The sequence below is a fragment of the Prevotella sp. P6B4 genome, assembly GCF_000619985.1.
Lineage (GTDB): Bacteria > Bacteroidota > Bacteroidia > Bacteroidales > Bacteroidaceae > Prevotella.
Genome location: NZ_JHVE01000015.1, coordinates 77087 through 91890 on the forward strand (window position 1 = coordinate 77087; position 14804 = coordinate 91890).

At 41.8% G+C, this 14804-nt stretch carries 6 protein-coding genes; 2 read left to right on the plus strand and 4 right to left on the minus strand.

Annotation, left to right across the window (positions count from 1 at the left end; genetic code table 11):
* The first annotated feature begins 2 nt into the window (after nucleotides 1–2).
* The gene (locus T491_RS0110830) at nucleotides 3–983 is read left to right on the plus strand and encodes a glycosyltransferase (protein WP_028903904.1); all 981 of its coding nucleotides are present in this window, start codon (nucleotides 3–5) and stop codon (nucleotides 981–983) included.
* On the opposite strand, the gene T491_RS0110835 is transcribed toward T491_RS0110830, so the two are convergent.
* The 3 genes from T491_RS0110835 to T491_RS0110845 form a co-directional block, all read right to left on the minus strand.
* On the minus strand, nucleotides 972–2036 hold the full coding sequence (locus tag T491_RS0110835; protein WP_028903905.1) for a hypothetical protein: 1065 nt from the start codon (nucleotides 2034–2036) through the stop codon (nucleotides 972–974). The genes T491_RS0110830 and T491_RS0110835 overlap by 12 nt on opposite strands.
* Entirely contained in the window at nucleotides 2033–3274 is a 1242-nt protein-coding gene (locus tag T491_RS0110840; protein WP_028903906.1) for a sialate O-acetylesterase, read from the minus strand. Before T491_RS0110840 ends, T491_RS0110835 begins: the two co-directional genes overlap by 4 nt.
* A gap of 135 nt (nucleotides 3275–3409) precedes the next feature.
* Nucleotides 3410–5329 carry a DUF4842 domain-containing protein gene (locus T491_RS0110845; RefSeq protein WP_155950115.1) on the minus strand — a complete coding sequence of 640 codons (1920 nt, stop codon included), beginning with the start codon at nucleotides 5327–5329 and terminating at the stop codon, nucleotides 3410–3412.
* A 375-nt stretch (nucleotides 5330–5704) separates the two neighbouring features.
* Here T491_RS0110845 and T491_RS0110850 point away from each other — a divergent pair, with 375 nt between their 5' ends.
* Nucleotides 5705–7672 carry a BACON domain-containing protein gene (locus T491_RS0110850; RefSeq protein ID WP_028903908.1) on the plus strand — a complete coding sequence of 656 codons (1968 nt, stop codon included), beginning with the start codon at nucleotides 5705–5707 and terminating at the stop codon, nucleotides 7670–7672.
* Between the two features lie 58 nt (nucleotides 7673–7730).
* Here T491_RS0110850 and T491_RS0110855 read toward each other — a convergent pair whose 3' ends face one another.
* Complete coding sequence (locus T491_RS0110855) at nucleotides 7731–14720, minus strand: leucine-rich repeat domain-containing protein (protein WP_231480241.1); 6990 nt, start codon at nucleotides 14718–14720, stop codon at nucleotides 7731–7733.
* Between the last annotated feature and the right edge of the window lie 84 nt (nucleotides 14721–14804).

The following is a 14804-nucleotide window of genomic DNA, read 5'->3' on the forward strand; positions in this document are numbered from 1 at the left end:
ATATGGATGTCAGCGTCATTATACCTGTATATAATACTGAGAAATATTTAGCGGCCTGCATTGAAAGTATTCTATGTCAAGTCCATGTATCGTTTGAAATCATTCTCGTTGATGACGGATCTACAGATTCTTCGGCAAGTATCTGTGACCGTTATGCGCAAGAGTACAATAACATTACGGTATTTCACATACAAAACTCTGGACCTGCAACAGCCAAGAACGTTGGTCTTAAGCGAGCCAAAGGCAACTATATTGCCCTTACTGACAGCGACGACAAGATGGAGCCATTCATGCTCCATAAGATGGTTAGTGCTGGTTACGAACATGATGCAGACATCATCTGTTGCAACTATAAACAGATTGATGAACAGGGCCGTATATCGCATTTGAATAGTACCAACCAACAATATGTTCTTAATCACGAAGAAGGACTCATCCATTTCTTTTCGAAAGATAAGATCTATTCTCAGTGTTGGACTAAGCTTTACAAGCGCCAGATGCTCACTGACAACCATATCGAGAATGATTCTGGTCTGCGTACTGACGAGGACTTTATTTTTAATATCCGCGCTTTTATTCATGCAAAGACAACGGTTATCGTGGATGAGCCTCTTTATGAATATACACACCGTAGCAGTTCACTTGCTCACGCTTACTACAAAAAGAACATCAGTCAGTATATCGATAACAGAATACAGAGGGTACAAGTTACACAAGATGCTGTACAGAACGAGACTGATACGGTCAGAGAATGGAGTATCGTACATATCATCATGTACTACAATGAGCTTCTTGGGAAAGTTTCACAATACCCCAAGTATTATTCCGACAAACGTATCCATGATATTCTCCGTTTTATCAAAAAGAACAAAAGTACTCTCAATCAGCACTATCATTTATGCGGATTCAGTAAGGCTGGCAAATATCTGATTACTTACCTTCCCAACTATCTCTATATGAGATATAGGAAATTAAAGAACTGAAGACACCATTTGAAGATATGTGTCGTACAATTGTTCTGTTACAACAGCTGTTGAATATTCGTTCAGTTGCCGTTGCATATTTTGTCGGGCCACACCTGCCTTTTCCATTTGCAATGCTTCTTTGACACACGGCCCCACATCACTCAGGTCATCAACAGAAAAAGCAGGATAATCCCAATGACGCAACAAAGGACCAACGTTTCCACAATCAGGACCAACAACCATTTTTCCAAAAAGCATCGGCATCAAAGCATTACCTGAATTTAGGATTTTTACACGCTGGATAAGAACCACATCTGCAGCCCCATAATAATACGGCAAATCACAATCCTTAACAGCGCGCCAAGTTCTACCTGTACAATAAATGCGATAAAAATGTTCATAAAACCATTTTTTTAAGCGCTGGTGAGGCATACGGAATCTGCGCCACCATACATTCATGAAACTTGGCGCAAGTATAACAACTTTTTTGTCGGCCAGCTGCCGACTCAGATTGAGAATCAACTGTTGTTCCTCTTTTGCCCGGAATGTGCCAAAACACAAAACATAAGTACGGTTCTCAGGCAGGTTCAAGAACTTTAATGACTCTTCTCTTGATGGGAATTGGTGATAAACTGTATCATAGAGATGATGCGGTATTAGAATATGCATAGCATCAGGATATCGTTTCTCAAAGAGTGCTTTACTATATTCACCAAGGTGGATTATCACATCACAATGGGCATATACAATCTGCATAGAACCACCTTGATCAGCAAATTGGTTATAATGCGGTTCCAAATCATGACATGTTGCAACTATCTTCACACCAGCTGCCTTCATATGCTCAATATGATGCAAAAGATCTGTCTCCGTATGAGTATCATTCCCCATAAAAGTCTGAGGCCAATGAAAATGAACAATATCATAAGAACATATATTGTCCTGCCAGAAAGGTTCCCTTCCCCACCCGATCTCACAGTCAGGATGAGACTTTTGTATTCCTTCAATCAGTGTATATATATATGGATTCCCCGCATGCCAAGGATCCTCATGTACCATAAAAACCTTCATCGGCTCAAAAACTTTTCAAACATTAAACACCAATTAGATACATATTTCTCCGAATCTCGCAGGTTTCCTCTTGGACCGACTTTTCTTCCGCCTTTTAGGAATTCGCCATTGATACCATAACGTAATTTAGCATTTTGGGGAGACTCTGTGCAATGGATGATAACCGAGTTCTGATCGATTGTGACATCAGAAACAATATCCACTCCATCTCTACGAACGACATTAAAGCCATAGTTATCGATCTTTTTGACCTGAATGGTATCAAAACTTAATGGCGGACAGGGCACATTGAAATCAATGCGGATATCGTTACCCTCCACCTCATACGTCATCGGAACTAAGCCCTTATTTCGCTTTTGATTCCGAATAATCCCTAAAGCTGACTTTGCAGCAAGCCTACCTATATTTTGCTGACCAACAGCATCGATATGGAGCGATTCATTCACAAAGTCATAAGGATATGTAGGACCACTTGCCCAAATCAACGAATCATCACGTATCAATTCCATCTGGGCAGTAGGCGCCTTAGGTTCTGTTGCATCATAATTATTAGCTTTGTAGCGAAGACCTTTGGTAATGGTAGAAGCCTGATAGCAGATGATGCGTATATCCTCTTTCTGATGCGTCACCTGTTTGATATCAGTATTCAGATCGTTATACATACGATGGAAATACGCCTTATAGTCGTAATCAGGATATTCCACAATGTCCGATTCACCCTGCATCCAGCAAACTGCTGGAACGATAAACTCCCATCCCCTATCCTGCGCCTTGTCGTATGCAGTCGCAATCTCCCTGATAAACTTATTATATGGTTCTACCGGCTTCATCAACTGCTGGATTGTATTCATACCATGACCTCCAGGAAAGATACAGATAACCGTGTCTTCACCCAGTTGCAGAGCCAGTTCTTCTGCCATACTATAAACAGAGAGTTCAAAAGCCTTCTTATCGTAATGAAGTACACGTTTCAACCATTGTTTAAACTGGCTGCTGTGATCGAAATAGCCAAAGGTATAGTCCAACTTCTCAGTTACGATTCTTCCATTATATTTTATTCTAAGTGAATCAAAATTAGTTATTCTAGTTGCTTCTTCTCCTAAAGCATAGCTCTGACCATACACAGGAATACAAACCACGACCTTATGGCCATAGTTTTTCGAGCATGCCTTATCAATGAAATAATAAGAAAGCCCTAAGACACCTATCAGATATACAATCCAAAATAATCTTTTCATTGAGATCAACTGTCACGATATGACTTCAAAACTTTGCAAATATAGTCATTTTTAATCATAAGTCCAAACAATTTACAAAAAAAATCGTGTGAGGCAATATTCCTCACACGATTCCTATTATCAATTTAGAAAATATTACTTTGTATAAACCTTTCCTTTCACAGGCTGGGTATACCAATTTGTTTCGACTACAGTTTTATCCAGATTTGGATTTTTATTATACCACTCATTAAATTTCTTATAGGCATCCTTGATACAAACCTTCTCAAGCGGATACTTAAAGTCGTATGGCAACATGATGCCGTGAGGATCCTCGCCTCTCTTCGACAACTTCACTTCCATACCAGTAGTCTTGTCGTAGAGATATGGCTGAGTAGCCTCATCCAGGAAACTGAATGATTCACTGACTTCCTTCGTCACTACGATAGGCTCTATATAATCAGCTGAACTCTCCGTATTAATAAACTGACTCGTACTCTTACCGAAGAGAGAGTGAATCTCTGTATTATCGTTGATAACACCTGCTTTGATATTCTTCACAAACAGTTTATCATTTGCACCGCATGCCACAATAGCATATTGTACATGAGTCTTGTCCAGACGCTTTGCCTTAATAACGACATCATTCATATCGTAATCGCCTAACTGTCTGTCCTCGAAGCAATAGGTATAAGTATTATACTCAAACTCTATTACTGTCTCAGGATCGGTAACACTACCTTCAACCTCCATAAGGATATCATTGTAGTCACTATCAGTACCCGACTCCCAGCAGAGAAGGATTCTGTCTTCCATTTTGAACCATGTGGCACGAGGCTGACCTTCTTTAAGACCAGAACTTTCAAAATTATAATTCTTATCGCTATTAATCTTTGTATTCAAACGACCATCAAAATACAGTTCGCCCTGCTTTCTTGGCTTTTTCTCCTTTACACCATTCACAGTCTTTTCTTCAGCATAATCGGTCTTGGCACGCACCATAAATCCAATCTTATAACCAGCAGGGAACTGGAATGTACCCTGTTTTCCTACCTCAGGAGCACCATCGCCAAAATAGAGACATGCATAAGCAGAACGCTTTTCGAGCACGTCATCCTCTTCATCGCGGAAATGCTGGTTAAACGGAATCAGTTTATATTTTGGCAGATTCTGTAAGAAAGCTACTTTATTTGCAGCTGCATTCAAATCAGCCTCCTTAAAATAATAATAGTACAAATCTGAATTATACACCTCATTACCATAAACTTTGGCACGATCACACTTGTAAATCGGGCAAACTACAATTGGCTTATTCTCACCCGTTGTCGTACGATAAGCATTGTCATCGGTATAACCTGTTGCAATAACCTTACTATAATTCTTATGACTTCTGCCATTGGGGAAGTAGGCGAAAATCAAATCTCGCAGTCTCTCTGCATAACCATCCGTATAAGCAGGAGCATCCATTTTCAAACCTGCATAATTATCGATAGAATACAATCTCTCATCGGTAACACCATCAACCAAATAGCCCTCACGCTGTGCAGCATAAGACGATTCACTTGAGGCAATCTTGAACTCACCTGTTGGGATTTGGAACACATCAACGGCACGAGTCTGCGCAGGCTGACTTAATGCAACCGAGTTTCCTTCTATCTTTTCATAATAACAACCTTTATCTGTATAGAAAGCAGCATACAAGCCTTCAATCTTACCAGGAGCATCATAATTGATACTCAATGAAGACTGACCGTTGGTTGCTGTTTCATTCAGAATGGTCATAGAGTTGAATGTCTCACCATCTTCATCAGTCTGAGCAACCAAAGCCATAATAGCGACCTTTTTCACAGCAGAGTTTGCACTGACATTAACAGAGCCTTTTTTAGTTGTAATCCAATCCTGCTCAGTAGAATACGAAGCACCAAAAATCTTTTTAAAGTTTGCTTGGATATCTTCATCCGTTACTCCCTGTGTTGGTTTAGTCCCTGTATTGGGATCTTGCTCAGGAACATCAAAGCCCTTGGCGCAGCTGGATAATATGATACCCACGACTGCAATAGAAACAAATTTTTTCATACGCGTCAAAATTAAATCGATTCTTATTGTTTTGTGCTGCAAAGATACACATTTTTTAGTCAAATACGAAAAAATCTCCTATTAATCTTCTACCTTTAACATTTATTACAATAGTCAGTTATTAAGATTATTCATGCTATTTCGACCTACAAACGCATCATGAGCAACATACAACTACAATAGTTCATAAGAAAAATATAGGTGATAAATATGAATTTCAGCGCTTTTTTGATGATATAATTTGGACTTAAGGAAAAAAATACCTAAATTTGCACGCACGAATAATAAATCCAGTAATAAATGAAGAAAGGCTATTTAATTAAGATTAGTATTGCATTTGCATTATGCAGCATGAGCCAAGTGTCTTGTATAAAAATGCCCGAAGGGAATATTAAATCAGAAGTCGAGATCCCTAAAGGTGCAGTTGATTACTTTAAGAATACCATGAACTTCGGTTTTGAAGCCAGTGAAATTGAGATGTCCTTCAGTGCCAACTTGAAGTGGTCGATGAATATTGCAAGTACCCAAAATGGAACACGGTGGCTCACCATCAGTCCAACCGAAGGTAGTTCTGGTAGTAAAAAGGTCAAGTTTACAGTCACTGACAACCCTACATACGAAGACCGTAGTGTGATTGTCCAGTTCGTTTGTGGCGATACCATCCGCAACATCAGAGTAACCCAAAAGCGCCTTGAAGCCATCACGTTAACCACCGACGTCTTTAAGGTAGCAAATGATGGCGCTATCATCAATGTAGAGGTAAACCACTCCAAGGATTACACTTATACAATCCCAGAAAACTATAAAGACTGGATACATCCGAGGGAAAATGGCACGCGTGGTTTATTAGACCAGTCTATCTTATCCTTTTCCATCGACCCCAGTGAAGAATACGATAAGCGCGAAGGTAAGATATACTTTCATGCCGGAAATGAGGAAGAAGTGGTGACTATCTACCAGGCTGGTGAAGGCAAGTTAGTATTGTCGGAAAATGAACTCAATCTCACTGGAGCTGAACAGGACTTTACTGTTGACATCAGCAGTAACTTTGATTTCAGCATACAGATGCCCGATGTAGAATGGCTGAAGGAAGATATAAGTGCAACACGTGGCATGTCGTCGCACCAACTGAAATTCAAGGTTACCCAAAATGATGATTACAATGAGCGCACAGCTAAGATTAAATTCTTCGACAACAACAGCACTGTGTATGATGAAGTTGTAATTAAGCAGAACTCATTAGGCCCCATCATCACCTTAAACACTTCTGAATATACCGTTGATAGCCAAAAGCAGGATCTTGATATTGAGGTAAAAAGTAATTTCGATTATAACATCGACTTCCAAGGCGCTTCATGGGTCAAGCAGCGTTCCAATAAATCACGTGGTGTAACAAGCAGACTGCTCAGCCTGTCGATTGATGAGAACAAGACCTACGATGCCCGAACAGCCAATATCAAGTTATATGATAAAAAGAGCAATGCATCCGAAATAGTGACGATTACTCAAGAAGCCAAGAAGGGAATCGAAATACCTACCAAGGAATTCAAGATCAACGAACTTGGCGGTACGATTACGCTTACCGTCAATGCAAACACAGACTACCAGTTGACCATTCCCGACGAGTATAAGGACTGGATCCAAGAGGTTGCCACAACCCGTGGACTTGCCTCTCATGAGCATCAGCTAACCATTGCACCACTTGGCGAGGGCACTGATAGAGAAGGTTCTGTCACCATCTCTAATGATAAGCTGGATTATAGTGCTTCTGTTACCATTAAGCAGAACAACACCTTCTACTTCGAGACCAACAACATTGAAGTACTGATTGATAAAGAGAAGAAAGTGACCGTGAAGAACCTGACCAAGCAGGACATTCAATGGAGCACAGACAAACCTGCCATTGCTACAGTCAACAACGGCACCGTAAAGGGTATCAGCAAAGGCAACGCAACGATTACTGTCAAGACTGCCGATGGCAAGCATATTGCCAAATGCAAGGTAAAGGTATGTGAGATAACAGACATGGTGAGCGCTAAAGGCAGAGGAACCGCCACCTTTGACGGAAATCTGGTTAAGGCAGATAGCAAACTCAAATGGATCTTCACTAACAATAGTCCTGTAACAGTCAAGTTGAAGAGTCTGCAACTTTCTGGCAGTGCCGACGGCGAGACTGCTAACGAGTTATACATTAATCAGGATGTTACCGCCGGTGCTTCTTATACAGAAACCACGAAAATCCTTGATCCAGGCCTTCATCTGCCAGTCAAATGTGTTTTCACCTTTGTATATAATAATACAGAATATACAACGGAGGCCATTTACGAGAAGCCCAACATCTAACAAACAGAACATAAAAAAAATCATGGAGACTGGTTGGTCTCCATGATTTTTTTGTTGCTTACTTTACCATGAACTTCTTTCCGTTCACGATGTAAACACCTGATGGCAGTCCTTTCAGTGTGGTTACTTTCGACTTTACCTTACGTCCCTGCATATCGTAAACGTCGAATGGTGTACCTTCTGAAATAACGATACCATTGATAGCAGTTGTTCCGATTGGCAGGATGTTATGGAAGTCACCCCAAACAGGTGCGTTTCTATACTTTTCCACACAACCGGCAGGAACATAGAGTACACAGGTACTCTTGTCAACACCTTCGAATATCGAGCTACCAACAGTCCTTGTCAGCATGTCACGAGCTGCTGCCGATGACAAGTCGAGAGGTTCATCCCAGTAAACCGTTATCGACTTGAGGTTTGTACATCCTGCGAATGCTGACTCACCAATAGACTCAATCGTACTTGGGATAGTGATATCGGTCAGATCGGTGTTGTCCTCGAATGTGCTTGCAGCAATCTTCGTTACCGTGTAATCCTCACCATTCATTTCCACCTTTTCAGGTATATTGAATTCGCCTTTCACGTCAGAACCATCAATGATAGCCATGGTATGCTCAGCATCTCCACCGTCAGGTGTCGTATCGACATAGTCAGCGATGTTACCGTCATCCGTTTCATCCGAGATAGACGCTATGATACCGAGTATTGTTGTGAACTCACCCCAAGCCGTATCATTCTTATAGGTGGTCACCACATCCTTAGGAACATTGATGGTAATGTCTGGAGACGGGAACGCATCGCTACCGATAACAGCAGGTGTCAGACTCTTACAGGTAACAGATACCAGATGTGTACATCCATCAAAGGCTTCATCACCAATCAGCTTCAGAGTTGATGGGAACTCAACCTTCTCTAAGTTACTACAATTCTGGAAGGCCTTAGCACCGATATTCTCAATATTTTCAGAGATAGTCAGTTCCTCGATAGATGTCTTACCTTTAAATACCGACTCTGCAATCGCTGTTACGGTATATTCACCCTTACCAATCTTGAATGTTCCACTGACTGTCAGGCTCTTGCCAACACTGCCAGCCTTAGTCAAGATGGCCTTCTTGTCGCCTGTAGAGTAGATATAAGTCCAGCCATCGATGGTCTGTTCCTTCTTTTCTCCTACATAGATATTCAGGAAGTTCCAGCCCTTCGCACGATATGCCTCCGCCTTAGCCGATGGGATAAACAATATTGGCGTGTTAATTGCGAATACATTCTTGTTCAGGATATCAATAGGATTCTCTATCTTACTCTGTATCCATACCAGCTTGCTGCAAGCGCTGAATACACCGGCATCGATGGTCTCTACCCCTGCAGGAATAACCAGACTGGTGATAGCGGTCTTGCCCGCAAAGGCCGACTTACCAATAATGGCAACGGTGTAAGCGTCGCTACCCAGTGAAACCGAAGCAGGAATCACCACATCATTCGACGAAGCAGCGTACTTTCTCAGGATGGCCTTCTTCTGATTATCTATCTTGAAGCAGTCGTAAGTCACGTCAGCCACTGTGCAGACGTCAACCAATTCACCCTCTGCCACGTATGCGAAGTTGTTCCAGCCGCTCTTGTTATAATTAGTTTTCTTACCCTTCGGTACAAATAATGTAGCAGTTTGTGGGAACCTATCAGCGTCATTAGCAACAGGATTCTCGATGCTGCTCGACACATGTGTGATGTTATTACAGCCATCGAAGGCCTTAGCGGCAATAGAGCTCAACTTAGCAGGCAGCCATACCATCTTCAGGTTACTGCAACCCTGGAAGGCATTGGCACCGATGGTGGTGATATTTTCGGCAATCTTGAGCTTCGTCATCTTAGCCTTATTGGGGTTATTCTTGAATGCCGACTCTGCGATTGTCGTCACAATATAGGTTTCACCATCAATCTTAACCGTACCATCGATAGTCACCTCAGCCGTATTAACCGAAGATCCAGTCAAGGTAGCCGTACCAACGCCTACTAAGTAATCGTAAGTCATACCACCCACAGTTCCGGTCTTCTTTTCACCCTGAGCCCAGTTATTCTGACTGAAATAATTCCACTTATTCCGGTACTCAGCCAGTGTCAAGCCATCCTTATCATAAGGCACATATACCATTGCTGTACTATAGATGGCCTCTGGGAATACATTCTTATTAAAGGTAAACAGGTCTTCCTTCTTCACCCTACTGGTAATGACAGTCAGTTTTGTACACTGCTCGAATGCCTTCTCCTCAATCATTCTCAAAGTCTCGGGGAATATAATCTTCTCCAGCTTCTTACTGTTCTTGAATGCATTCTGGCAGATGGTACGCATCTGATAGACCGTGGTATCACCTTCCAACAATATTGTTGCAGGAATCTCAATGATGGCTTCATTCTCTGCCTTTGTCAGAATGGCAACTTTCTCTTCCTCACCAACAGTCAGGCAGTCGAATGCCAAGCCATTTTGTGTTGTAGCACCTTCGAAGTATCCCTCTCTTCTTACAGGGAATAGCTTCCAAACATCATTTTGCTCATAACGGCTTAATGCACCATCAGGCACATACAGTGTCGCTGTATAAGCAGAGAACACATTCTTATTAATCGAAAGTGGCGTATCGCCTGTACTACAGATATAAGCAATGGCATTACAACCATCGAAGGCCTTCTCACCAATATTCTTCAGGGTAGCAGGCAGCCATATCTGATTCAGGTTGCTACAGCCTTGGAAGGCATTTGCAGCGATAGCGGTTACCTTACACTCCAAGTCCTTGGCATCCTTGTCCTCACCTATCTTAATAGTAATAGCTCCAGGTATGGTCAAATCATTACCCAACTGGTCAGCCGAGCCTTTAATCAAGACAGCTGTTTGATCGCCAGTTGCACAGATAAACGACATACCATTTTGTTCAGCTTTCACTCTCTCGCCAACAAAGATCTGTGCGAACTTCCATTCAGTATCCACGTACTTTGCACGATCGGATACATATAAGATAGCGTCAGGCAACGACAGTGCAATACTGTTGATGATTTCAGTAGAATCAATTTTGCTGACTACCTCTGCCAGATTGGTGCAGCCTTCGAAAGCTGTAGGATCAATACCCGTCAGTGTTGCAGGCAGTTCTACCAACTTCACCTCAGTGTTACCACTGAAGGCTTTACTTGCGATAGCAACTACATGGTAATACTTCAGAGCATCATCCTCTCCCATCGAGACTGAATCAGGTATGAGAATCTCTCCATCTGCCCAGGCCTTTGCGAGTGCCGTTGTATCTGTTGCATCTACCAAGATAGCCTCTTGGACTTCTGTCAGGCAAGCGAAACGCAAACCTTGCCATTCCAGTTCAACTCTACTTCCCGCATAGATATGGGCACACTCCCATCCGGCCTGCTCGTACAAGTCCTGAGTATTTTCAGGAACGTAAACAGTCGCATTCGGCAGAGAGAGTTTATTGTTTTGGATAAAATCATTATCCCTATTATGGCTCACAACTTCTGCAATGTTGTCACAACCATCAAAGGCTTTCTCGCCAATCGACTTCAACGTAGATGGCAGTTCCAGTTTTCTCAGGTTAGTACAGCCCTTGAAGGCATTGGCACCGATGGTCGTGACATTCTCACCAATAACCACACTCTTTATGTCAGTTTTTTCTACGAAGACATCCCTTTCGATGGCAACCACCTCACACTCGATACCATCCAGAGTTATAGTACTTGGAATATCGATATCACCACCAGTAAGTTCTGTGTCAACATCAATCAGGATAGCCTTCTTCTTTTCACCACCAGTAGAATAAGCATAGTATAGTCCATTAGCATTACCTAATTTCCTATCACCTTCTACGATATGTGAGAAAGTCCATCCTCCGTAATAACTCCTATAACCTTCAGGAACATACAATATTGCCTGAGCGACAGATTGTGTTGAGCTACTAACCACGTCATTCTTAACTTTGCTGATAACGGCAGTCAGATTGCTACAACCATCGAAGATATTATCACCAATAGTCGTCAGAGATGCTGGCAATTCCATCTGTGTAAGAGCTCTACAGTTCTGGAATGCTTTTTCTTTAATCTCATTGAGGCCATTAGGAAGAACCAACTCCTCCAGATTAGTATTACCAGCAAAGGCCCTTGCACCAATAGACGTCAGCGTTTGTGGAAGTGCAATCTGCTTCAGAGCACTACAGCCGTTGAAGGCATCATCACCGATAGTCTTCAGCTTGTCCGATAGCGTCAGGACCGTCAGGTTTCTATTTCCACTAAAGGCACCATCACCAATCGTCGTCAGATTTGATGGCAACTTAAATTCCTTCAATCCGGTATTCTTAAACGCATTCTTCTCTATCTTCACAATGCTTTCGGGCAATTCTCTCCAATCCTCCAGATTCAGTCCTTTGCCACTGAATGCCGACTCACCAATAATGGTCACCTTGTATCGAACGTTATCAAACGTGATATAGTTCGGAATCGGCTCACTGGTTTTCGATGCCAATAATACAGCAGTTCTATCATTATTCTTCTGCTTCAGATAGATATAGGTCTTGTCATTATTTGGCGTTGTCTCACCCATATAATAACCATCATATACTCTGGCAAAATCTCCCCAACCAGTTACGCCCTTAACCGATGTACCAGTAGGAACAAACAGGAAGGCACTATACTGTGAGAACACATCCTTATTGATAGTGAGTGTAGTCTCAGTACATACTCGTGTCAACTTACAACCGTTGAAAGCCTTGCTGCCAATCGTTTTAAGCGATGCCGGCAACCATATCTTCTGCAGATTTTCACAATTCTGGAAAGCATTGGCTCCAATCGTCTCCAACTTAGATGGCAACTTGAGCTCTGACAGATTAGTACAGTCCTTAAATGCTCCGGCTGCGATTGTCTTGATACCATCTGATATATATAAGGTATCAACAGCAGCTCTATCAAAATGAGTATCTGATGTCAGAGCAATCTCAGTTACACTATAACTATCCTCATCTGCTTCATCCAGTTTGAAAGTGTTAGGAATAATGAGCTTGTTCGGGTTTTTACTTGGAGAAATAATCTCAATCACTTTTGCAATAGTCTTCTGAACCGTGTGATAGCGGAATCTCAGACTATAGCCGTAATCCTTAATTACCTCTTCCCATTTGCCTTCCTCATATTTACCAAATTTGTACCAAGCGCCATATTGTTCTTCATTCTGAGTCTTATAAACTTCAATGCTCTTTGCCGGAATATTCACCTGAGCAGCTATATAGGTTTGGGCATCGAATACATTCTCTGAAATCTTGAACAGATCCTTTCCTTCAATATCAGAAACAATCTCTTTGATAGCACCACATCCAGCAAAGGCATTATCACCTATGCCGATCAGACTTGAAGGCAATTCCAGCTTAGCCAAGTTTTTACAATTCTGGAACGCATTCTTTCCGATTGAGAGAACTGTATACGTCTCATCCTGGTCTGTGACAGTTTCTTTTATCAGAGCCTCAGTAATGCTGGTAGCTGCTTTCGTGAGGATGGCCGAATGCGTGTAAGTCTCAGGCTGCCCCTCTACTGGCTCATTCTTCACTTTATAGCAAGCGAAAGTCATATCACCTGGAATATCTGTCTCATACTCTCCCTCAACAATGTTTGCGATTTTGCTTATCCAACCACCTGTATAGTTCATCTTCTCCCCTACTGGAACAAACAGCGTGGCTGTATTGTTAACATTGAGTGAGAAAACATTCTCGTTAACAGGCAATGGAGAAGCGACATCGCTACAAATATGAGTAATGTTCGTACAACCAGTGAATGCCTTTTCACCAATAGATGTCAACGATGCAGGAAGCCATACTTTCTGCAAAGCGCTTAAGCCTTCGAATGCATTTTCATTAATCGTTTTAACACCATTCTGAAGTTTCAACTTCTTAATCTTCGATTTATCAACATTCTTGAAGACGTTGCTACCAATCGCCTCTATGGTGTAAGGCTTGCTATTATAATATACCTGATCGGGAATCACGAATAGGCCTTCCTCATCAACCTTGAGTTCTGTAACATTAGTCAACGTGGCTGTATATTCACCTGTCAGGAAATCGAAAGTCAACGTATTATATTCACCTTCCGCAGGAGCATTCTTTCTTTCTCCCTGAATGTAGCAATCCGCATAAGCTGACCAACCAGTCTGAGTTTGATACTTCTCCTTTGTACCTTCTGGAATAAATATCTCGATCTTCGTGTCAAAAGAAGCTGGAAATACATTCTCCTTCAGTTCTGGCAGCATATCATTTACTACAATTAGGTCACTATGAATAGTCTTTATTTTCTTACTATTGACAAATGCACCCGTACCAATTTCGGTAAGCGTCTTGGGCAGCCATAGTTCTTCCAGTTCTGTACAACTACTGAATGCATCTTCCTTAATGAATTCAACTAAGTCTGGAATAATCAGTTTAGTGATATTCTTATTACTTGCACTATAAGCACTACTAAAGGCATCCTTAGCAATAGTCGTCACATTCTTACCATCAACCTGAGCATCAATTTCTACAGTAGTTTTTAAAACTTCAGCCTTAATCAGTGTTGCATAATGCTCATCTTCTGCATATTCATAAGTCAAACCATTATCCGGATTCTTTGTCTCTTTTCGCAGGCCCTTATGCATCTTGAAGCGAGTCCAGTTATGCGGATAATCAAATTCATATTTATCATAAACAGAATATGGCACATAAAGAGCCATTGACATTTCAGGAAACGCATTATCTCCGATAAACATCTGGGCAGGATCAGAGACTTTGCATGAAATATTTGTCAAACCTGTACAGCTTGCAAAGGCTTCCTTACCAATCGATTCAACATACTCTGGAATAGTGATATTCTTCAGGTTGCTGCTACTGCTGAAGGCGGACTTGTCGATCTCTGTCACAGCGTAGCTCACATCATCCAAGGTTACAGATGTAGGAATAACTACATCTTCTGTGCTGGTCTTAGACTTGCTCAGAATGGCGGTGTGGGGCTGAGCCGCACCATCACCTTTATCGACACAGATAAAGGTCATGTCCTTATATTCCGAAGTTGACGGAGTGAACTCATTTACGAAATGACCCTCATATACCTTGGCAAAGTACTGCCAGCCCGTCTT